Origin of the sequence: Massilia agri, from assembly GCF_024753255.1 — a bacterium.
GTDB lineage: Bacteria > Pseudomonadota > Gammaproteobacteria > Burkholderiales > Burkholderiaceae_D > Telluria > Telluria agri.
Genome location: NZ_JANUHA010000008.1, coordinates 14,324 through 35,776, shown reverse-complemented (window position 1 = coordinate 35,776; position 21,453 = coordinate 14,324). Strand labels below are relative to the sequence as shown.

General features: G+C 64.5%; 18 protein-coding genes. 1 reads left to right on the top strand and 17 read right to left on the bottom strand.

The window, feature by feature from the left end; all coding sequences use genetic code 11:
• Nucleotides 1–136: 136 nt before the first annotated feature.
• From NX780_RS12815 to NX780_RS12745, 15 genes are all read right to left on the bottom strand, one after another.
• Nucleotides 137–3,253: an efflux RND transporter permease subunit gene (locus NX780_RS12815; RefSeq protein ID WP_258828258.1), complete on the bottom strand. Its 3,117-nt coding sequence runs from the start codon at nucleotides 3,251–3,253 to the stop codon at nucleotides 137–139.
• Between the two features lie 13 nt (nucleotides 3,254–3,266).
• Nucleotides 3,267–4,421, bottom strand: coding sequence for an efflux RND transporter periplasmic adaptor subunit (locus NX780_RS12810; RefSeq protein WP_258828257.1), 1,155 nt, complete (start codon nucleotides 4,419–4,421; stop codon nucleotides 3,267–3,269).
• A gap of 481 nt (nucleotides 4,422–4,902) precedes the next feature.
• A complete protein-coding gene (locus tag NX780_RS12805) occupies nucleotides 4,903–5,640 on the bottom strand; it encodes a 2OG-Fe dioxygenase family protein (protein WP_258828256.1) in 738 nt (245 codons plus the stop codon).
• 50 nt (nucleotides 5,641–5,690) lie between these two features.
• Entirely contained in the window at nucleotides 5,691–7,748 is a 2,058-nt protein-coding gene (locus tag NX780_RS12800; RefSeq protein WP_258828255.1) for a TonB-dependent receptor, read from the bottom strand.
• On the bottom strand, nucleotides 7,745–8,281 hold the full coding sequence (locus NX780_RS12795; protein ID WP_258828254.1) for a DUF6702 family protein: 537 nt from the start codon (nucleotides 8,279–8,281) through the stop codon (nucleotides 7,745–7,747). The genes NX780_RS12800 and NX780_RS12795 overlap by 4 nt, the downstream gene beginning before the upstream one ends.
• Nucleotides 8,278–10,656, bottom strand: a complete 2,379-nt coding sequence (locus NX780_RS12790) for a M1 family metallopeptidase (protein WP_258828253.1) — start codon at nucleotides 10,654–10,656, stop codon at nucleotides 8,278–8,280. Before NX780_RS12790 ends, NX780_RS12795 begins: the two co-directional genes overlap by 4 nt.
• A 71-nt stretch (nucleotides 10,657–10,727) precedes the next feature.
• A complete protein-coding gene (locus tag NX780_RS12785) occupies nucleotides 10,728–13,103 on the bottom strand; it encodes a M1 family metallopeptidase (RefSeq protein ID WP_258828252.1) in 2,376 nt (791 codons plus the stop codon).
• A gap of 140 nt (nucleotides 13,104–13,243) precedes the next feature.
• Nucleotides 13,244–13,768: a helix-turn-helix transcriptional regulator gene (locus tag NX780_RS12780; RefSeq protein ID WP_258828251.1), complete on the bottom strand. Its 525-nt coding sequence runs from the start codon at nucleotides 13,766–13,768 to the stop codon at nucleotides 13,244–13,246.
• A 2-nt stretch (nucleotides 13,769–13,770) separates the two neighbouring features.
• Nucleotides 13,771–15,051 (bottom strand): type II toxin-antitoxin system HipA family toxin, encoded by a 1,281-nt coding sequence (locus NX780_RS12775; protein ID WP_258828250.1) that lies wholly within the window; start codon nucleotides 15,049–15,051, stop codon nucleotides 13,771–13,773.
• A 114-nt stretch (nucleotides 15,052–15,165) separates the two neighbouring features.
• Nucleotides 15,166–15,399 carry a phytanoyl-CoA dioxygenase family protein gene (locus tag NX780_RS12770; RefSeq protein ID WP_258828249.1) on the bottom strand — a complete coding sequence of 78 codons (234 nt, stop codon included), beginning with the start codon at nucleotides 15,397–15,399 and terminating at the stop codon, nucleotides 15,166–15,168.
• Between the two features lie 196 nt (nucleotides 15,400–15,595).
• Nucleotides 15,596–15,778, bottom strand: coding sequence for a hypothetical protein (locus NX780_RS12765; protein WP_258828248.1), 183 nt, complete (start codon nucleotides 15,776–15,778; stop codon nucleotides 15,596–15,598).
• Complete coding sequence (locus tag NX780_RS12760; protein ID WP_258828247.1) at nucleotides 15,775–16,200, bottom strand: hypothetical protein; 426 nt, start codon at nucleotides 16,198–16,200, stop codon at nucleotides 15,775–15,777. Before NX780_RS12760 ends, NX780_RS12765 begins: the two co-directional genes overlap by 4 nt.
• An 11-nt stretch (nucleotides 16,201–16,211) precedes the next feature.
• Nucleotides 16,212–16,703 carry an Hcp family type VI secretion system effector gene (locus NX780_RS12755; protein ID WP_258828246.1) on the bottom strand — a complete coding sequence of 164 codons (492 nt, stop codon included), beginning with the start codon at nucleotides 16,701–16,703 and terminating at the stop codon, nucleotides 16,212–16,214.
• Nucleotides 16,704–16,981: 278 nt separating this feature from the next.
• Entirely contained in the window at nucleotides 16,982–17,821 is an 840-nt protein-coding gene (locus NX780_RS12750; protein WP_258828245.1) for a phytanoyl-CoA dioxygenase family protein, read from the bottom strand.
• 37 nt (nucleotides 17,822–17,858) lie between these two features.
• A complete protein-coding gene (locus NX780_RS12745) occupies nucleotides 17,859–18,254 on the bottom strand; it encodes a hypothetical protein (RefSeq protein ID WP_258828244.1) in 396 nt (131 codons plus the stop codon).
• Nucleotides 18,255–18,335: 81 nt separating this feature from the next.
• Here NX780_RS12745 and NX780_RS12740 point away from each other — a divergent pair, with 81 nt between their 5' ends.
• The gene (locus tag NX780_RS12740) at nucleotides 18,336–18,716 is read left to right on the top strand and encodes a MerR family transcriptional regulator (RefSeq protein WP_258828243.1); all 381 of its coding nucleotides are present in this window, start codon (nucleotides 18,336–18,338) and stop codon (nucleotides 18,714–18,716) included.
• Here the strand turns inward: NX780_RS12740 and NX780_RS12735 are convergent.
• Nucleotides 18,700–20,130 (bottom strand): serine hydrolase, encoded by a 1,431-nt coding sequence (locus tag NX780_RS12735; RefSeq protein WP_258828242.1) that lies wholly within the window; start codon nucleotides 20,128–20,130, stop codon nucleotides 18,700–18,702. The two genes, NX780_RS12740 and NX780_RS12735, sit on opposite strands and share 17 nt — an antisense overlap.
• 72 nt (nucleotides 20,131–20,202) lie before the next feature.
• The gene (locus NX780_RS12730; RefSeq protein ID WP_258828241.1) at nucleotides 20,203–21,387 is read right to left on the bottom strand and encodes a GAF domain-containing sensor histidine kinase; all 1,185 of its coding nucleotides are present in this window, start codon (nucleotides 21,385–21,387) and stop codon (nucleotides 20,203–20,205) included.
• Nucleotides 21,388–21,453: the final 66 nt, after the last annotated feature.

Sequence of the window (21,453 nt, the reverse complement as noted above, 5' to 3'; positions counted from 1 at the left end):
GGGTTTTGTTTATGCCGGTTCGGTCTACGTAGGGTGGACGGTTTCGCCGTCCGCGCGTTCAACAACACGATGCAAACTGGCGTATCGTCCAATTCCAGGCTGGTTGAACGCGCGGACGGCCGAGCCGTCCACCCTACTAAATCACCGAATCGGAAGGTGTCTTCACCGGCGCGTGTGACGCCGGCTTGCGCCGCAGCTTCGCCATCCCGCGCTTCATCAGGTGCTCGAAGTCGTCCACATAGGTGAACACGGCCGGCACCACCAGCAGGCTCAGCAGGGTCGAGGTGATCAGGCCGCCGATCACGGCGATCGCCATCGGGGCGCGGAAGCTCGGGTCGCCCGACAGGCCGAGCGCCAGCGGCAGCATGCCGGCGCCCATGGCGATGGTCGTCATCACGATCGGGCGCGAACGTTTGTGGCAGGCGTCGACCAGGGCGTCGAAGCGGTTCATGCCCGCCTCGCGCGCCAGGATCGCGTAGTCCACCAGCAGGATCGAGTTCTTGGTCACGATCCCCATCAGCATGATCAGGCCGATCATGGTCGGCATCGACAGCGCGTTCTGCGTCAGCAGCAGGGCAACAAAAGCGCCGCCGATCGACAGCGGCAGCGCAGCGAGAATCGTCACCGGCTGCATGAAGTCGTTGAACAGCAGCACCAGCACGCCATAGATGCACAGCACGCCGATCAGCATCGCCACGCCGAAGCTGGCGAACAGGGCCGCCATCTCCTGGGCGTCGCCGAGTTCCGCGATCTGCACGTTCGGCGGCAGGTTCTGGAACACCGGCAGGGCGCGCGCTTCCGCGTTCACATCGCCCAGCGAGCGGCCCTGCAGCTCGACGTCCAGGGTCACGTTGCGGGTGCGGTTCAGGCGGTCGATCTGGGCCGGGCCGCTTTCCATCGTGATGGTGGCGACGTTCGCCAGCAGCACCGGGCCGCGCGAGCCCGGGACCGTGAGGCGTCCCAGCGCGTCGAGGTCGGCGCGTACGCTGTCGGGCAGCTTGACGCGGATCGGCACCTGGCGCTCGGACAGGTTCATCTTCGCGAGCGACAGGTCGTAGTCGCCGGCCGTGGCCACGCGCACCGTCTCGCCGATCGCGGCGGCGGTCACCCCGAGGTCGGCGGCGCGCGCGAAGTCCGGACGCACGATGATCTCGGGTCGCACCAGCGAGGCGCTCGAGCTGACGTTGCCGATGCCCTGCAGGGTGCGCAGTTCGCGCTCGGCCTGGCGCGCGATCGTGCTCAGGGCCTGCGGGTCTTCGCTGCGCAGCACCAGCTGCATCTTGGTGCCGGTGTCGTTGGCGCCCACGTTGAAGCGCGCGCCGGGAATCTGCGCGACCTTTTCGCGCAGGGCCTTCTCGATGCTGGAAAGTCCCACGTCGCGCTCGTGGCGATCGATGGTGGTCACCGTCAGCACCGCGCGGCGCGCTTCCGCCGCGGCGCCCGGGGCGAAGGCGTCGCCGCTGGAGCCGCCGCCAATCGAGCTGAACACGCTCTTCACGCCGGCCACCCCCATTGCCGCCTTGCGGGTCTGCTCGGCCACGGCATAGGTCTCGGCCAGGGTGGAGCCTGGCGGCAGCTCGACCGTGATCAGGGTCTGGGAGCGGTCGGCCGGCGGCACGAAGCCGGTCGGCAGCAGCGGCACCAGGGCGATCGAGGCGAAGAAGAACAGGCCGGCCCCGACCGCGGTCACCAGGCGGTGGCGCAGGCACCACTGCATGGCGCGCATGTAGCGGGTCATGATGGCGCCGTCCTTCTCTTCGCCATGGTGCTTCGAAGGCTTGAGGATGTAGGCCGCCATCATCGGCGTCAGCAGGCGCGCCACCAGCAGCGAGGCGAGGATCGCCAGCACCGCGGTCCAGCCGAACTGCTTGAAGAATTTACCCGGGATGCCGCCCATGAAGGCGGTCGGCAGGAACACCGCCACCAGCGAGAAGGTGGTGGCGATCACCGCCATGCCGATTTCGTCGGCCGCTTCCAGCGCGGCCTGCATCGGGGTTTTCCCCATGCGCAGGTGGCGCGAGATGTTCTCGATCTCGACGATGGCGTCGTCGACCAGCACGCCGATCACGAGGGCCAGCGAGAGCAGGGTCACCATGTTCAGCGTATACCCGAACAGGTACTGGCCGAGGAAGGCCGGAATCGCCGACAGGGGCAGGGCGGCGGCGGCCACCAGGGTGGCGCGCCAGTCGCGCAGGAACCACCACACCACCAGCACCGCCAGCACCGCGCCTTCGTACAGCATCTCCATCGAGGCGTCGAAGTTTTCCTGTACCGGCGCCGAGTTGTCGATCACCTCGCGCAGCACGACGTTCGGATTCTCTTTCTGCAGCTGGGCCACGGCCGCGCGCGCGCCTTCGGCCACGTCGACTTCGCCCGCGCCGCGGGTACGGAACACCTCGAAGCCGACCACCTTGCGGCCGTCCTGCAGGGCGATGGCGCGCGGCTCGGCGACGGTGTCGGTGACAGTCGCCACCTGGTCGAGGCGCACGTGGCGCCCATCGGTGAGCGGGATGTCCATCTGCGCCAGTTCCTGCGCCGACTGCACGGTCGCGATGGTGCGCACCGACTGTTCGGCGCCGCTGACGTCGCCGCGTCCGCCCGGCGCCTCGCGCTGCACGTTGCGCAGCTGGCGCGAGATGTCCAGCGCCGAGACCTGCAGGGCGGCCATGCGTGCGTCGTCGAGCTCCACCCGCACTTCGCGGGTGACGCCGCCCACGCGCTTGACCGAGCCCAGGCCCGGCACGCTCAGGAGGCGCTTGGAGACGTCGTTATCGACGAACCAGCTCAGTTCCTGGTCGTCGATGCGCGCGCCCTTGGCCGCTTCGGCGGTGAAGGTCGCGACGACGCGGCCGGCGGTGGCGGCCTTGGTCACGCTCGGCTCGCGCATCTCGGGCGGCAGGTCGGCGCGCACCCGCGCCACCGCATCGCGCACGTCGTTGACGGCTTCGGCGAGGTCCTTCTCCAGGATGAATTCGACGGTGATGGTGGCCACGCCGTCGAGCACCTTGGTATAGATGTTCTTGACGCCCTGCAGGGTGGCGACCGAATCCTCGATCTTGCGTGCGACCTCGGTTTCCAGCTGGGCCGGCGCCGCGCCTTCCAGCGTGGCGGCGACGGTGACGATCGGCAGTTCGATGTCCGGGAAGTCCTGGATCTTGTTGGCCTTGAAGGCCAGCAGCCCCGCCAGCGTCAGCAGGGCGAACAGCATGATCGCCGGGATCGGGTTGCGGATCGATAGTGCGGAGAAGTTCATGGGAAGTCTCCGCTCAGCGCGCCGCCTGGCGTGCCGGCTGCGCGGCGCTTGGAGCGGCCACGTTGCGCACCAGATCGCCGTCGTTCAGGAAGCCCGCGCCGCTGATGACGATGGGCGCATCGGCCGCCAGGCCGCTGACGATCTCGACGCGGTCGCCCAGGCGGCGGCCGGTGGTGACCTTCAGCTGGCTCACGCGGCTGTCGCGGTTCAGGCGGAACACGTAGCTGAAACCGTCGCGCACGGCCACGGCCTGCTGCGGCACCGTGAGGGCATTGGTGGCGCCGAATTCGAAGCGGCCGCTGGCGAACATGCCGGCCTTGAGCGGCGCGTTGGCGGACAGCGAAGGCGGCAGGTCGACGTAGACCAGGGCCAGGCGGGTCTGCGGGTCCACGGTCGGGGCCACGGTGCGCACCTTCCCGGTGATCTCGACGCCGCTGGCGGCGCGCACCTGGGCGCGCATGCCGGGCTTGATGCGGCCCAGGTCATTCGAAGTCACCTCGGCGCGCCACTCGAGGCGGCCCTGGCGGATCATGCGGAACATTTCCGTGCCCGGGCCGATCACGGCGCCCACGGTGGCGCTGCGCGCCGAGATGATGCCGCTGTCGGGCGCCACCACGGTGGCGTAGCGCAGGCGCAGCTGCTGCTGGGCGAGCGTCGCCTGGGCCGAGGCCACGCGCGCCTGGGCGGTGCGTTCCGCGGTGAGATATTGGGTGACCTGCTGCTCGCTCAGCGCACCCGAACTCTTCAGGTTGCGGGCGCGGTCGGCATCAAGCTTGGCCGCGCTAGCGTTGGCCTGGGCTTCCTGCAGCACGGCGCGCGCCTGCTCGACGTCGGCGCGCACGGTATCGCTTGCGAACACGGCCAGGGTCTCGCCCTTCTTGACCACGTCGCCCACGTTGACCCGCACCTCGCTCAGGCGCAGGCCGTTCGACTCGCTGCCGATCACCGCTTCCTGCCAGGCGGCGACGCTGCCGTTGGCGGTCAGGCCGACCGGCAGCGAGGCGGTCGACGGCAGGCCGGTGGTGACGGTCAATGCCGGCGTCGGCGCGGCGGGCTTCTCGTCCTTGGCGCTGGCGCGCTCCGGGATGGCCAGGGCGAGGGCGAAGCACAGGGTCGCGCCGGCGGCGGCGACCACGGGAACTGGGGGAAGACGGCGGAGGGTTGGCATAATCGTTGGCAGGCTACAGGTCAAGCTGAGGAGTGTATCAAAGTTGCAATACGATACGCGCGCCGGGAGATATTTACCAGCCCAGTTCGTGAGGATGGAGGCGGGCCTCTACAAGGGGATATTGCTAAAGGGAGAGGCCGGTGAGCAGGAACGGGAAGCAGGAAAGGTGAAATTTGTGCGATGCAACAAATAACATTGATCCATCTCAAATGGAAACGCTTCCCAGACGAAACAAGCTACGTAGTTCTACTGTATTGCGGTGCACAAAAAACTGGGTTATATTGGAACTGTCTCCTCCAGTTTCCTCCGAAATTGGATTATCGCCCGCCAGCCGCAAGGTTCGCGGGCGCTTTTTTTTGTGGATTTTCGTAGGGTGTTCGGCTCCGCCGAACGCGCGTTCAAACCGTGCGTGAACGGCACGCGCCGCATCCATTCATCAGGGAGTTGAACGCGCGGTCGGCAAAGCCGACCACCCTACAGATCAGGCGTCGGCGCCCTGGAAGGAACCTGCCCGCCAGGTCAGCACCAGGGTATCGCGATGCCCATGTTCCTCCAGCGGCTGGATCGGCGTCGATTCGTGGATCACGGCCGCATCGTCCAGCAGCAGCAGGGTCCACGGCTCCAGCATGGTAAAACGCTTGCCTGCCGGGCCATCGGCTTCGAACACGCGGGTCTCGCCGCCCTTGATGCCGGTACGGCCGATCAGGATGACGGCGACGAAGTCGACGCCGTCGCGGTGGGCGCCTTCCGGGGTGGGACGGCCGATGCCGTCGGCGGTATCGATGCGGAACTGGTGGGCTTCCACATACCAGGGTTGCTGGCCGCGCACCTGCGAACAGACGGCGCCGAGCGCGCGCAGCAGGCGGCCCCAGGCCGGGTTGGCGACGGTGCCCGGCTCGACCGGTTCGAACAGGCGGTGCATGCCGCCGTGCAGGGCGTTGTACTCGACCGGCTGCCAGTGCGCGCGGTGCGGCGTCTGTGCGAGCTGTTCGCCGTCGTCGATGAAGCAGGAGTGACGGCGGCGCCGGTAGCGGCCGCCGTCCTTGAGGTAGTTGTCGAGTTCGAGCCGGTCCCAGCTCGGGGCCAGGGCCTGCAGCTCGTCGAGGGTGCAGCCCGCCAGGCGGGCCACGTCGAGTGGACGCAGGAGGGCATAGCCCTCGCCGCGCAGCGCATCCGCCAGCTGCGACGGATCGGTGTAGGGCAGTTCACGTGTAGTCATCCGGCTAGCGTAGCATTTTTCAACGCCGCCGGTCTGACCATCCCCAATTCCTACCAGTTCTTGACGAAAGTGAGACGGAAGGTGCGCGGCTCGATCGGGTGGAAGTGGATGTCCTCCCTGCCAGCCGCCTCGTTCGCCAGGCGCGACTCGTAATAGTAGTCGATCGCCGAGTCGCGGCGGTTCGTGAGGTTGAAGCCTTCCAGCTCCAGGCGCATGTCCTTGCCGATCCGGTAGCCGATGCGGCCGTTGAGGGTGGTGCTCGCGTGCGAGCGCACGCTGTCGTCCTCGATCAGCGGACGCGGACCGAAGTAGCGCAGGCGCAGGGCGCCCGACCAGGGGCCCACGCGGTCCACCGTCAGCCCGACCTGGGCCACGCCCTCCACCGCGCCCGGAATCCGGTCGCCATCCGGGTTGCCGCCACGCGAACGGGCGCGCGCATAGGCCGCGTCGAAGTTCAGCGACAGCCATTTGTTCGCACGGTAGACGTTCGACAGCTCGACGCCATGGCGGCGGCTCGGGTCCCCGGCCTCGGTATTGCCGGCGTCGCCGATATAGGTCAGCTCGGAAGCGAAGTCGAGGCGGTAGACCGACACCGTGGTTTCCATGTTCGGAATCGCCACCGTGCGCAGTCCCAGTTCCATGCCGCGCGAACGCACCAGGCCGGGCGTGCGGTCGACCGGATCCAGGGTCTTCGGATCGACGCTCGCCACGGTGCCGCGTGCGTCGTTGCTGTGGAAGCCGTGGCCGTAGTTCAGGTAGAGCTCGGTGTGCTTCCAGGGGGCGTAGGCAACGCTCAGGGTCGGGGTCACCAGCGTGTCGTAGGCGCGGCCCGAGTTCTCGAGGCGGTCGCCATCGACATTGAAGCGATAACGGTTGGCGCGCACGCCGACCACGGTGCGCAGCGCGTCGCTCCACATGGTCGCGTTTTCCAGGTAGACGGCGCCGCTGGTCTCGACGATGTGGTCTTCGCGCGTGGTCGCGATGCGCTGGCGCGCGCGAGTGTCGTAAAGGCCGTTGAAGATATTGTCGTTCTGGAGCTGGAAGCCGACCGTCATGTCGGAAGCGACCTTGCCGTCCGCGCTCTTGTAGGCGTGCCAGGTGTGGCTGCCGTCCAGGCCCGTGGTCACGCGGCGGTCCGGCTGGGCGAACTGGTCGCCGTTCACCGGATCGTTCAGGAAGTAGGTGAAGTTCGAATACAGGTCGAGCTGGTTGCGGATCACATAGGCGTTCAGGGAGGTGGCCGCGTCCTGGGTGGTGCGGCGCCAGTTGCCGGAAATGCTGCTGCGCTTGGCCTCGCCGCCGTCGCTCAGGTCGATCGCATCGAAGCGGCCCAGCTGGCCGTTCTGTACGGCGCGCAGCGGGATCTGGTCGGTGCTGTTCCAGTGGCCCTGGTAGTGCATCGCGGTGACGGTCCAGCCATTGTTCGAGTAGCCGCGGCTGTAGCGCAGCACGGCGTTGACCTTGCGGTAGCCGTCCGGACGGGTCCAGGGACCGTCGTTCTTCATCAGCTCCAGCGCGTAGAGCAGGTTGCCGCCGGCGACTTCCGGCGAGCCGGCCAGCACCGTGCGCGCGTATTCGTCCTGGCCAAGCGTGACGGTTGCGACCGGCGCCACCAGGCGGTTGGCGTAGGCCAGCGAAGCCTTGCCGGCCGAGGCGAAATCGCCATCAAGCGAGGAGTAGGGGCCCTTGCGGTAGTCGAGGCGGGTGACCAGTTCCGGAATCAGGAAGTTCAGGTCGGTCCAGCCCTGGCCATGGGCGTGGCTGCGCTGGTTGACCGGCATGCCGTCGACCCAGGTCGCGAGGTCGGTGCCGTGGTCGAGGTTGAAGCCGCGCAGGTAGAACTGGTTGGCCTTGCCTTCGCCGCTGTGCTGGCTGGCGATCAGGCCCGGCGTGGCTTCGAGCAGTTCGCCGGGGCGGTAGACGGTGCGGTTTTCCAGGTCCTTGGCATTGACGGTGCCGGAGCTGGCCGAGTCGGTCATGCCGATCTGGTTGATGCGCGAACCTTCGACCAGCACGCGCTGCAGGACGAAGTCGTCGGCGCTGGCGGTAGTATGGAAGAAGAGCGCTGCGAGCGCGGCGGCGATGGGAGTGATGCGAATCGTGGTCATTGGGCTTGCTGTTGTTGTTGTACGGCTTGCGCGGTCGGCTGTTCCGGCGCGTTCATGGTGAAGGTCAGCGAGCGGATCTTGCCCGCGTCGTTGAGATTGACCGTGTTGACCTGGTCCGGCAGGAAGTCGGCCAGCACGCCGTGGCGGATGCTGACCGTCTTCGACAGCGGCGCGTTCTCGAGTTCCTGGTAGATGGTGACGCTCTGCGAATCGGCCGTCATGCCGACCCAGCGCACCGGCAGGCGCTTGTTGTCCGTTCCCTTGAGCGCGAAGCGCTCCTCGACGTACTTGCGCAGCACCTCCTGGTCTTCCGGATCGGTGAGGTCGAACTGGCGCTGGTACATATTCATGAGGAGGGCCTCGATGTCGTGCGCCATATAGGTGTGGACGATCTCCGTGCTGCCCGTGCGCGGATTGAAGGCGACTTCGGTGATCCCCATGTGGAAGCGGTGCGCGCCCGCTGCCGCGCTCACGCACAGCAGCGCGGCAGCGAGCAGCGCTTTCAGATTGAAGCGAAAGCGCCGCAGGCTCATTGGGCGGCCTTCTGTTCAAGCGGCTTCGCGTCGGCGGGCTTCTTGAGCGGCGTATTAAAGTCGCGCATCAGGTTGCTGCCCGCGTCACGGTTGGTCTTGAACAGCTCCAGGCGCGTCGGCGTTACCTTCGCCGGCCAGGCGTTGTTGTTCACGTCGATGTCGGCGGTTTCCCAGTACGGGTCCTGGGTGATGCCGACGAGCTCCTCGTCGAGGATGAAGAGCTTGGTCACCTTCTTCGGCGAGTAGCGCCAGATCTCGGCCGGGATGCGCTCGATGATCTTCTTGCCGCTCTTGAGTTCGAGTTCGACGATCAGCGGGGTCACCAGGCCACCCTTGTTGCTGAAATCGACCAGGTAGAAGCGCTTGCCTTCCTTGAGCAGGGCCTTTTCCCAGTCCTCCAGGCCCGCCATCGTCTCGTTGTAGGCGTTGCGGTCCTTGTTGGTGACGGTGAAGTCGTCGTGCTCGTTGTAGAAGTCCTTCAGGTCCGGATCGGTGTCGACGCGGCGCTGCATGCCCTTGTTGCGCTGGTCGATCATCGGGGTAGGCTCGGCCTTGTGGCGCGCGCGCTGCCAGGCTTTCTCGATCTCGGGATCCTTGGTACTGATGGTGTACTCGCTGACGCCATCGATGCTCACGTCGACCGCATCGGTGGTGTAGAACCAGCCGCGCCAGAACCAGTCGAGGTCCGTGCCTGAGGCGTCTTCCATGGTGCGGAAGAAGTCGGCCGGGGTCGGGCGCTTGAACTTCCAGCGCTCGGCGTATTCCTTGAAGGCGAAGTCGAACAGTTCGCGGCCGAGGATGGTCTCGCGCAGCACGTTCAGGGCGGTGGCCGGCTTGGCGTAGGCGTTGTTGCCGCGCTGGATGGTCGACTCGGCGTTCGTCATGACCGGCACCTGGTTGGCGCTGCGCATGTAGTCGACGATGTTGCGCGCCTCGCCGCGGCGCGACGGGTAGTCGTTTTCCCAGGCTTCCTCGGCCAGGAACTGCAGGAAGGAGTTCAGGCCCTCGTCCATCCAGGTCCATTGGCGCTCGTCCGAGTTGACGATCATCGGGAAGTAGTTGTGGCCGACCTCGTGGATGATCACGCTGATCAGGCCATACTTGGTGCCCTTCGAATACGTGAGCTCACCGGTCTTCTTGTCCTTGACCGGGCGGCCGGCGTTGAACGAGATCATCGGGTATTCCATGCCGCCGATCGAGCCGTTCACCGAGATGGCGGTCGGGTAGGGGTAGTCGAAGGAATACTTGTTGTATTGCTCGATGGTGTGGATGACGGCGGCGGTGGAATATTTTTCCCACAGCGGGTTACCCTCTTTCGGGTAGTAGGACATGGCCAGCACGTCCTTGTCGCCGCTCTTGATGCCCTGGGCGTCCCAGATGAACTTGCGGCTCGATGCAAAAGCGAAATCGCGCACGTTTTTCGCCTTGAAGTGCCAGGTCTTGGTCGCCTTCGAGCGCGACTTCTCGGCGCTTTCCGCTTCTTCCTGGGTCACGATGACGACCGGCTTCTTCGCCTTCCTTGCCTGGCGCAGGCGCTCGCGCTGGGCGCTGGTGAGCACCGCATCGGCATTCGTCAGCTCGCCGGTGGAGGCGACGATGTGGTCGGCCGGGACGGTCAGCTGCACGTCGTAGTCGCCGAATTCCAGGGTGAATTCGCCGTCGCCCATGTACTGCTTGTGCTGCCAGCCCTTGACGTCGTAGTAGGCCGCCATGCGCGGGAACCACTGGGCGGACAGGTAGATGTCGTTGCCGTCGTCGAATTTTTCAAAGCCGGTGCGGCGGCCGACGACGTTCGCCTCAGGAATGTTGAAGGTCCACGCCAGGTTGAAGGAGACGCGTGCGCCGGGCTTGAGCGGCGCCGTCAGGTCGATCCGCATCATGGTCTTGTTGACCGTGTGGCGCAGCGGGCGGCCGCCTGCGTCCGTGACGCTGGTGACGTTGATGCCGCCGTCGAAGCGGTGCTGGTTGAGTACCGAACGCAGGGTGTCGAACTTCACGCCGTCGTTGCCGCGCGCCTGCCATGCGTCGCGCGAGGGCAGGCCTGCGATGCGGCGGTTGTCCGAATCGCTGCGGAACATGTTCTGGTCCAGCTGCACCCACAGGTAGGACAGGGTATCCGGCGAGTTGTTGGTGTAGGTGACAGTGCCCGAACCCGTGATCGAGCGCTTGTTCTCGTCGAGGGTGGCGCGCAGGCGGTAATCCGCGCGCTGCTGCCAGTAGCGGTGGCCCGGGGCGCCGGAGGCGGTGCGGGTGTCGGTCGCGGTGGGCAGCAGCTCGTCGAGCTGGCGGAACTTGTCGTCGAAGGTGGGCGCAGCGTGGCTCGCGCCGGCGAGGAGGGCAGCGGCCAGCGCCGCCTGCAGATGCTTGATTTTCATTCTTTCGATCTTCATAAACAAACGGCAGGGCACCTGGGTGCCCTGCCGCTTAGTGCAGCAATCCTGGCTGATTACTCGGCCTTCGGCGCTTCAGCAGCTTCCTTCTGGCCTGCCGGCTTGAGCTTCGTGTTGAAGTCGCGCATCAGGTTGGTGCCTGCTTCGCGATTGGTCTTGAACAGCTCCAGGCGCGACGGGGTAGCCTTTGCCGGCCACGAGTTGTTGCTCACGTCGATGTCGGCGGTCTCCCAGTACGGGTCCTGGGTAATGCCCACGATCGGCTCGTCGGAGATGAACAGCTTGGTCACCTTCTTCGGCGAGTAGCGCCAGATCTCGGCCGGGATGCGCTCGATGTACTTTTTGCCGCTCTGGGTCGTGATTTCGACGATCAGCGGCATGACGAGGCCACCCTTGTTCGAGAAGTCGACCAGGTAGAAGCGCTTGCCTTCCTTGAGCAGCGCCTTTTCCCAGTCTTCCAGGCCGGCGTAGGTCTCGTTGTAGGTGTTGCGATCCTTGTTGGTGACGGTGAAGTCGTCGTTCTGGTTGTAGAAGTCCTTCAGCTCGGGCTGCTGGTCGACCTTGCGCGGCATGCCCTTGTTGCGCTGGTCGGTGATCGAGATCGGCTCCGACTGCTTGCGTGCACGGGCCAGGGCCTTCTCGACTTCCGGATCCTTGCTGCTGATGGTGTACTCGCTGATGCCGTCGACGCTGATGTCCACCGGGTCGGTGGTGTAGAACCAGCCGCGCCAGAACCAGTCGAGGTCCGTGCCCGAGGCGTCTTCCATGGTGCGGAAGAAGTCGGCCGGGGTCGGGCGCTTGAACTTCCAGCGCTCGGCGTATTCCTTGAAGGCGAAGTCGAACAGTTCGCGGCCGAGGATGGTCTCGCGCAGCACGTTCAGCGCGGCGGCCGGCTTGGCGTAGGCGTTGTTACCGAACTGCAGGAGCGACTCGGAGTTGGTCATGATCGGGACCTGGTTCTGGCTGCGCATATAGCCCACGATGGTGCGCGGGTCGCCGCGCATCTCGTCCCAGCCTTCTTCCCAGGCTTCCTGGGCCAGCGACTGCACGAAGGAGTTGATGCCCTCGTCCATCCAGGTCCACTGGCGCTCGTCCGAGTTGACGATCATCGGGAAGTAGTTGTGGCCGACTTCGTGGATGATCACGCCGATCAGGCCGTACTTGGTGCGCTTCGAGTAGGTCAGCTCGCCGGTCTTCTTGTCCTTCACCGGACGCGGGCCGTTGAAGGTGATCATCGGGTATTCCATGCCGCCGACCGGGCCGTTCACCGAGATCGAGGTCGGGTACGGATAGTCGAAGGAGTACTTGTTGTACTGTTCGATGGTGTGGATGATCGAGGCGGTCGAATATTTTTCCCAGAGCGGGTTGCCCTCTTTCGGGTAGTAGGACATCGCCATCACGTCCACGTTGCCCGACTTGATGCCCTGGGCATCCCAGATGAACTTGCGGCTCGACGCCCACGCGAAGTCGCGCACGTTCTTGGCCTTGAAGTGCCAGGTCTTGGTGCCGGTGGCGCGCTTCTTCTCGGCGGCTTCCGCTTCGGCCTGGGTCACGATGATGACCGGCTTCTTGGCGGTGCGGGCCTGGCGCAGGCGGTCGCGCTGGGTGGCGGTCAGGACGTCGCCCGGGTTCTGCAGCTCACCGGTGGAGGCGACGATGTGGTCGGCCGGGACGGTGATCTGCACGTCGTAGTCGCCGAACTCCAGCGTGAACTCGCCGGCGCCCAGGAACTGCTTGTGCTGCCAGCCGTAGACGTCGTAGTAGGCCGCCATGCGCGGGAACCACTGGGCGATCTCGAACAGGTCGTTCTTGTCGTCGAACTTCTCGTAGCCCGAGCGGCCGCCCAGGACCTTCTGTTCGTTGATGTTGTAGGACCAGTCGAGGCTGAACGACACGCGTGCGCCCGGCTTGAGCGGGGTCGGCAGGTCGATGCGCATCATGGTGCCGTTGATGGTGTACTTCAGCTGGCGGCCGCCGTCGCGGACGTTGCTGATCTTGAAGCCGCCGTCGAAGGTATTCCCTTCGAGCAGGGTGCGGATGGCGTCGAACTTCACGCCCTGTTCCGGACCGCGCGCCTGGGCCCAGGCTTCGCGCGAAGGCAGGGCTGCCGTGGTACGGGCGCCCGAATCCTTCTGGTAGATGTTCTGGTCGAGCTGCAGCCAGAGGTATTTCAGGGTATCAGGGGAATTGTTGTAGTACGTGATGGTGCCGGAACCGGTCAGCGAACGGTTCGCTTCGTCCAGCTTGGCGCGCATGGTGTAGTCGGCGCGCTGCTGCCAGTAAGCGTGGCCGGGAGCGCCGGAAGCGGTGCGGACCGCGCCCGGGGTCGGCAGCAGCTCGTCGAGCTGGCGGAACTTGTCGTCGAAAGGCTGGGCGGCGAAAGCGGTGGCACTGAGGCACAGCGCTGCCAGTCCGATGGGCAGACGTATCATATTTCCCCTGAAATTTTAATTGGAATAGGAAAAACTATTCTAGCTTTACCTATTAGTCAATTGTTCGGAGGAATTGTAAAAAAGCTGATACATCATGCATATATCACGTGTTGAGGCAAAACCTCACTATTGCAGCGGCATCAAGAGCGGCGAGTTAAGCGCGGTTTTCTCTGGCTGCCACCCGATTTTTGTGCCGATTCGCTACCGTCTTTCTGTTCTACGACTGAGTTCTCAGCTGTAGCCACGAGTTCGCTTTTTGCGCGGCCAAATGTTTTCAAAATTGCATCGGAAAATCCAAGCGCAAACACTTCTTGGGCAATTTTACGGATCTGCTCGGGCGCCAGCCCCGAGGTGGCTTCTTCTGCGTCCTTGCGGCTTGGTGCGCCCTGGCGCTGGACAGGGACAAAGCCGACTTCCAGACCAAAAAACTTTCCGATGCGGTTCAGGGTAGTGACGGTGGGATTTCCATTTCCGAGTTCCAATGCCTTGATGACCCGTGCGCTGACCTCACGATGTTGTGCGAACTCCTCCTGCGTCATGCCGGAAATCGCACGCATTTCGCGCACCCCTTCGGTGATCGATAGGTCGGCCGCCGCGGCGCTTGCCAGTAACCGGTTACGTCGTTCACGCGCCTGTGTTTTGTCGATCGGTTTTCGTTTGCTCATGACTACCTCAGGGCCAGAAGTTGGGTTTGTTGCGCTGCTATGCTCGGCGTGACGAAGTTGACGATGTCTTCGTCGATGGCGGCTTCGCGCATGCAGTCGGCGAGCTTGCCGAGCTGTTCGCCGAACCGGACCAACGCCTCGACGACGCGCTGGCGCTCGTCCCGGGACAAGGCCAGATGGTCCAGGATGTCCTGCCAATCCCGCAACTCCTTGCCGGAATCCCGGTGATACCAGCGTGAAGCGCGCGTAATACCCTCCGGGTCCAGGTACATGGGAGCGAAATCGAACAGGGGCGTGATCCGGGTCACGCCATCGACCGTCTGCACGGCCGTGTTGCGTGCGTGGTTGTCTGGATTGCGCATCGCCAGGTTCAGCACGTCGCGCTTGATGAACTCGATGGTGTCTTCAAGCGGCTCGTCCACGACGCGGCGAATCGCGTCGAGCAGCTTGAACTGGTCAGCCTGGATGCCGAAGCCGCCCAAGCCGGCGATCGAAGCCGTACTCTCCTGGTGGAAGCGTTGTACACGCCCATCCCGCGCACGCCGATCGAAGCGCGGGATGAACAGCATGTCCTCGTGCAGGGACGGCAGTTCGAAGCTGCGGATCCCGACGCGCTGTGCCACTTCCATGTAGCGCACCTCGTTGCGCAAGACCTTGCGGTCGGCTTCCGAGGGACCGCGCGGACGCTTGACGATATAGTGACGCTGTGCCCGGTCGTCGGGAAGCGCCGCATCCGGATACCATTTGCCGTCGGTCGCCTGCGTCAGCAGGTACTTCGGCGCGACGCCCTGGACGCCGGTTCCGCCTGCCGCCAGCATGCCGTGCACCATCATGACTTCGTGGAAGTCGGGCGCGCGCGCGAGCAGCTCGTCGAAGGTGAAACCACTCGTAGCCAGCTCATGGCGTTGCTGGTGCTGTTCGAAGTAATCCACTGCCTCTCGAATCCGCAGGCGCCCGATCGGGTTGAAGGCGCCGGCGCACAGGAGCGGCAAATCAGAGGCAGGGACGTCGGCAAGCTGGAGCCGGTCGAGCAGGAACCTGCGCCCATTCCCTTGCGGGACCAGGTCGTACAGGAAGGCTGGCCACCCCTGCAGGACGTGGCGGTCCGCATCCACCGGTTGTGCCAGGGAGACCGGGAGGGCGGAAGCACCGAAGGCGTAATCGAGGTCGTACTCGAACACGCAATCATTCGCGCGAAAGCCGTTCTTGACGACATCCGAGAAGCTGGCGTGTGCGGCTTCCAGCCATCGACCCTCGTAAAAAATTTCGATGCGGCAATCCATGGTCTGCCTCAAGTGCGACTGTCGGTCGGCAGCCGAGCATAAAAGTGCATTATAAGATACCGGATGGTACACCAGCGCCGCTAAGAATGCACCCGGCAATGTGATTTGCCCGGTTCAATCGAATCCACGCACCGGCAGACTTGCATCACGCTGGATCCAGTTGCGCGGCGAATAGCGTGAACCAGCGTTAGTCGCGTGCAGCGTGAAGGCATGACGCGACACCGGCGAGCGATTCGGCGCGCTGTAGTGCGGTAGCAGTCCGTGGAAGCAGACCAGGGTGCCGGCCTTCGCTTCCAGCGGCACGGCGGTGCTGTCGTCAGGCCATGGCGTGCTGTCCAGCTTTTCCATGGTGATGCGGTTGCCATCGCACAGGAAGCGTTCGCGTAAGGGGCCTCCGTGTCCGCCGGGTTCGGCCACAGGCAACCGTTGTCCACCGTAGTTGCTGGCGCTTGCTGCATCCGAGGTTGCTAAATCTGCATTGGCGAACAGCCACCGTCTACTCTAGCGTATGACGGCTACGAAGGGCATCTTTGATGCGTTTTAGTTAGCTGCGACGGCCCCGAAGCGTCAACACCAGTGCAGTGAGAATCCCCGAACCGAAGAACGCGTAGAAGATGATGCCGAATGCCTTTTCAACGTTCATGCCGGGGTCAAGAAAGAATATTGAGATATAGACAATCGCCACTGCTAAGAATGCGACGCCAAGTGAAATCGATATGGTCTTCATGCGAACCGCTCCGCAACAGGACAATTGAAATACTGCCCGGCTTTACTACCGCCCGCGCGCACTACTTCTTCCGCAAAGGAAGTGCAGTTGTGCGCTACGATGCCCCACAACCACGGCTTTTCGGTGAGTTCATGCATTCTGTCATGCGCACCTTTAGGATTGGGCAACTTGATCTCCCAGCGGCGAATCTCACGCTTTCCGTTCTCCTTCAAGTACCGCATATAGTTACTCTCAGGCATCCACTTAGGTGCCTTGTAGAAACCAGAAATATGCACATACCAAGCCCAACTACCGCTGATGTGTAGCAGCGTATGGCCGCAAGCGTTGGGGCCATCGCCTGACACAATGACTGCGCAAACGTGCTGGAAATCGCGTTCCTCCAGCGGGCATATGATCATGGAAGCGCCTTCATACTTGGACATATCGCCTCCGGCTAGCACACTTTATGGGCTGAGCAGTCCCAGCTACCGCTAGTGTTGCCCTGCGCTCCACCCCGGATGCTTTGGCGGGTGTAGTGCCATTTAATTCGTGCGTACGCAAGCTGGACCCGTTCAACGATGATCCCTCCTTCGCCACTATCCGGCGTGATGCTGGCAATCATGACGTTTTCCAGTTCGATCTTAAAGTACGTAATCGGTTTTCCGTCACCGTCGGCCCGCATGAACTCGAAAGAGGCTTTGGGAATGGTCTTCCCGGTGGCGCAGGTCTGCAGCAAGACGGGAGATGCTATGTCAGCAAGCTTGGTGAAGCTGATCGGGTACAGGTCGGCTCGCCCGGTGGTATGCCCGCCTGCGGTCGAAACTACGTCGGCTCTCGGCTGGTGGACCGCGTAGAGGACGTTATTCACTTCTATCCAGTTGCGGTGTCGTTCATCTTCCGACTCTCCGTTCACGCCTTCGGTCTTCAGATACGCGTCGCTAGCCATTCCTGTCTCCGTTGTGGGTTGGGCAAGTGGTGATTCTTGCTTGGGCGTACCGGGTGGAAGTTGGCTTGCGACAGGAAGCGGGGCGAGGAAGATCAACGGGGCTGCTCTACCAGGAGCCTTGATATTGCAAGGAATGTAAGGCTATTTCTGGGGGGGGAATTTGAAAGAAAAAATTCAACTCAACCCCTGACCCCGTATTGGCTGCGAAATCTGGAAAGTATCTGTGGGGTAGTTCGGAAAGTGCTCACTGCACGCGCGTTCGGTAGCGCAACTACCCGTTAACTAAAGCCGCGCACCGGGAAGCTGGCATCACGCTGGATCCAGTTGCGCGGCGAATAGCGTGAACCAGCGTCAGTCGCGTGCAGCGTGAACGCATGACGCGACACCGGCGAGCGATTCGGCGCGCTGTAGTGCGGCAGCAGCCCATGGAAGCAGACCAGCGTGCCGGCCTTGGCCTCGAGCGGAACCGCGGTGCTGTCATCCGGCCACGGCGTGCTGTCCAGCTTTTCCATGGTGATGCGGTCGCCATGGCGGAGAAAACGTTCGCGCAGCGGCCCGCGGTGCCCGCCGGGTTCGGCCCACAGGCAACCGTTGTCGATCGTTGCATCTTCCAGCGCGAACCAGAAAGTGGTCACGGTGATCGGATCGCTGTCGAAGAAGGTGGCGTCCTGGTGCCAGCGCACCTCGCCGCCGATGCCGGGCTGCTTGAAGATGTACATCGACTGCCAGACCTGCGGACGTTCCAGGCCCAGGTCGCGCGCCACGGCTGCCAGCTTCGGGTCGCGGGTAAAGGCGTTGAAGACCGGATCGAGGTCGTGCATCGCGTGGCCGATCTTGTTGATCGACAGCGCCTTGGCCTGGCGCAGTTGGCCATCCTCGCCGAAGGCCTCCTCTTCGAAGAAGCAGCGCACCGTGTTGTCCGAACCCAGGAACCAGGCGTCGCTGGTGCTTTCCTGGTCCTTGGTCGTGAAGATGGCGCGCGACTCGTTCGGATCGAAGGCGTCGACGATCTCTTCGGCGCGGCGGCGCAAGGCGGCGATCTCTTCCAGGCTCTTGAAACCGGGGATGACGATGAAGCCGTCACGCTCGTATTGCGCGCGTTGTTCGGAAGTCAGCATGGTGCGTGGGCAGGCAAAAATCCCATTGTAGCGTGCATCAGTTCTCGACTTTCCACCACTGGGCCACGCCCCAGGCGAATTCCGGCACGATGAAGAGCCACAGCAGCGGTTCCCCGGTCACGTAGAGGCACCAGGCCATCCACAGCGAAAACAGGAAGCGCCCCGTCCCGTCGAAACGGCCCAGGCGGGTAGTGGGTTCGAGGATGCGCAGGACCGACCACACCAGCACGATGCTGCCCATCAGGCAGGCGAACAGCATGTGGAAGGGCGTGAACGCGGGCAGGGCGCCGCCGCCCAGTGCCACGTTCAAGCCGGAGAGATGGCCGTGGACGAGGGCGAAGGTCCATGGCGTGGCGAAGCCGGCGGTCAGGAAGAGGTCGTAGAGGGCGCTGGCGCGCACGAGGCGGCGGCTGGCCGAGCGGGAAAGCTGCATGGCGGTACTCCGAAGTGGTGGAGCCGCCATCCTCAACCATGGAGTACACTCCAGGGTCAAGCACTTTCTGGGAAGACCACCATGCAGATCGGAGAACTGGCGGCGGCCACTGGCCTGAGCCGCGATGCGCTGCGTTTCTACGAGGCGCGGGGCCTGCTGAGCGCGCGTCGCCTGGGTAATGGCTACCGCGATTATCCGGTCGAGGCGGTCGAGTGGCTGTGCTACCTGCGCACCGCCCAGTCGCTCGGTTTCACCCTGTCCGAGATCGAGGCGGGCATGCCGCTGCTATCCGATCCGGCGAATTCGGCGCACGAGCTGCGCGCCGCGCTTGAACGCAAACTCGCGGACATCGACGCCCGCATCGCCGGCCTGGCGGAACTGCGCGCCGGACTGGCGGCGCGCCTGGCCGATCCATTAGACGCCTGCCCGCTGCAGGTGGGCGCAACTAGGGCAGCCGCTTGAAGGCGACGTCGAAGGAACCGCTCAGCAGCCGGCCGCCCGCCCCATCCATGCGCAGCTCGAGTTCGCGCGACAGCACGAAGAGCAGGCGCGCCGATTCCGCATACAGCGGCTCCCATTGATTCTCGCGCAGCGCCACCATCAGCTTGCCGCCGCGTTCTGCGATCTCGAAAGTGCCGAGGCCCTTGATCTCGTAGCGTCCGGCCAGTTTGGCGCGGGTGGCGGCGGGTAGCGTAATGGCCTTGCGCAGCTTCGTCTGTTGTGTGGGCCAGCGGTACTCGGCCGCCACCGCGCGCACCAGGCTTTGCGCCAGTTCGGCGCCGGCGTCGCCATTGGTCATGACGACCACGCCGTCGCCCTTCTGCACGAAGGCATACAGCGTGTTCTGGTAACCCATATTGCTGCCGCCGTGGCCGAATGCGTGGCGCGGCGCCCTGCCGTCGATGTTCAGGCCAAGGGCGTAGTTGTTCATCACCGGGCGCAGCATGGTCTGCGTCGATGTCATCGACAGCACGGGACTGCCGCCGCCCTGGATGGCCAGCGCGAATTTCACCAGGTCGCTCGGCGTGGTCCACAGCCCGGCGGCAGCCAGTTCCGGATAGGTGTAGGGGCCGCCCGCATACCGCTTGCCCTGTCCGTCGTGGGGGAGGGCGGCGCGCGCCAGCAGGGCGCCCGGCAGGGGCTGGGCAAAAGTGCTGTCGTTCATGCCGAGCGGCCCCAGCACCGTTTCTTGCATCAGTGCGTCGAAAGGACGTCCAGAACGGTCGATCATGGTCTGCTGCACCACGGTGTAGCCGCCGCCGGAATAGCTCCAGGCGTCGCCCGGCGCGCCTTCGATGCGTACCGGCCCGGTATTGGCAGGCGCCTTGCCGTCCAGGACCTGCAACAGGGTGGGCACCTGGGCGCTGGCGGCATAGCCGGGGAAGCCGGAGATCGTGGTGCCGGCCGTGTGCGACAGCAGCTGGCGCAAGGTGGCCGGCCGCCTGGCGGGGCCGGGCGGCAGCTTCCACGAGGAGAGGACGGAATTGATGTCGGCATCGAGCTCGAGCTGGCCCGCTTCGACCATCCTGAGGGCGCCCATGGCCGCCACCGGTTTGCTGATCGAGGCCGCCTGGAACAGGGTCTGGGGCGTCACGGGGGCGCCATTGGCGCCGGTCGTGCCATAGCCCTTGGCCCAGGCCAGCTTGCCATTGCGGATCACGGCAATGCTCACGCCCGGCACGTTGAGGCGCCGCATCTCGGCTTCCAGGGTGCGGGTATCCGGCTTGGCGCCCTGGATCCCGACCGCCGGGCGCAGGCCGCGTTCGATGCGGGCGATCTCGTTTGCATCCTGCGCCCATGCGCTGCCCATGCAGGCCGAACTACCCAGTGCGCATGCCGCCAGCGCGCGGACCGCGCTTCGATACCGTGCTTTCATTCCGTCTCCTGTTATTGAACTGACTACTCGTCAGTATCCGGAGCCGGAGGCCTTGATGCAAGTACGAAATACTTAAGCCGCGGCAGCCGCCGGCATCGTGAAGGTGAAGGAGGTACTGCCCGCGCTCGAGCTGATGTCGATGGCGCCGCCATGGCTTCTAGCGATCTGGTCGACGATGTACAGGCCCAGTCCAAGTCCCTCGCTGCCGGGGCGCGAGGAGGCGCGCCAGTAGGGCTTGAGCAGCTGGGCGATGACGGCCGGGCTCAGGTCCGGGCCGCCGTTGGTGACGCGCAGGGTGAACAGGCCGTTGCGAACATTGGCGACGACGAAGACCGGGTGCAGCTCGCTGCCGTGCACCAGCGCGTTCTTCAGGAGGTTCGACAGCAGCTGCGAGAGCCGCTCCGGATCGCAGTACAGGGACAGGCCGGGCTGGATCGCGCTGTCGATCACCCGGTCCGGATGGAGGCTGGAGAGCTCGTCGACGACCTCGTACAGGCGGAGGTCGGCGCCGTGCAGCATCCTCATCTCGAGCGCCAGGCCGTCGCCCATCCGCCCGCGCGTGAAATCGACGACGTCTTCGACCAGTGCCGACATCCGGCGTGCGCTGCGCCGGATGCGCTCGGCCACCTGGCGGGTAGAGGGGTCCTGGTGCTTCAGCAGCAGGAACTCGGCGCCCGACATGACCGAGCCGAGCGGCGTGCGCAGGTCGTGTCCGAGCACGGCAATGAACTGTTCGCGCAGTTCGGCCGTCTCGCGCTCGTCGAGCAGGGCGGCGCGCGCCTCGCCGAGCGAATGCTCGCTCTCGAGCTGCTTGGCGATCAGTTCCGTGAACAGCTGCAGGGTAGAGACGGTCACTGCGTCGCTCAGGCGCACGGGTTCCGGATCGAGTCCGCACAGGGTGCCGAAATAGCGGCCATCCGGGCGGAACACGGGAATCGAAAAATAACTCTGGAAGCCGTAGATGCGCGGCGTATGGTGATCGTGGTAGCGCGCGCTCTCGCGCACGTGGTCGATGATGACGGCAGACCGGGTGTCGCGCACTTCTTCGCAGAGGGTGGTGGTGACGTCGAGCGGGTCGCCCGGCCTGAGGCCGAACTCCAGTTTGTCGAGGACAGCGCAGGCGGTCCAGGAATCCTGGGTGACGTGGGCGATGCACACAAAGCGCAGGCCGGTCATGGCGGCGACGGTTTCCAGGATCTTCGGCACGGCGCCGATGGCCTGGATTTCGTCGACGCACGAAGGTGCGGGTAATACCATCGAACGCCCCACGGAGTATTGATTGGATTGCTACAAGTAGTCCATGGTAGCACTTGTGGGGCGGGT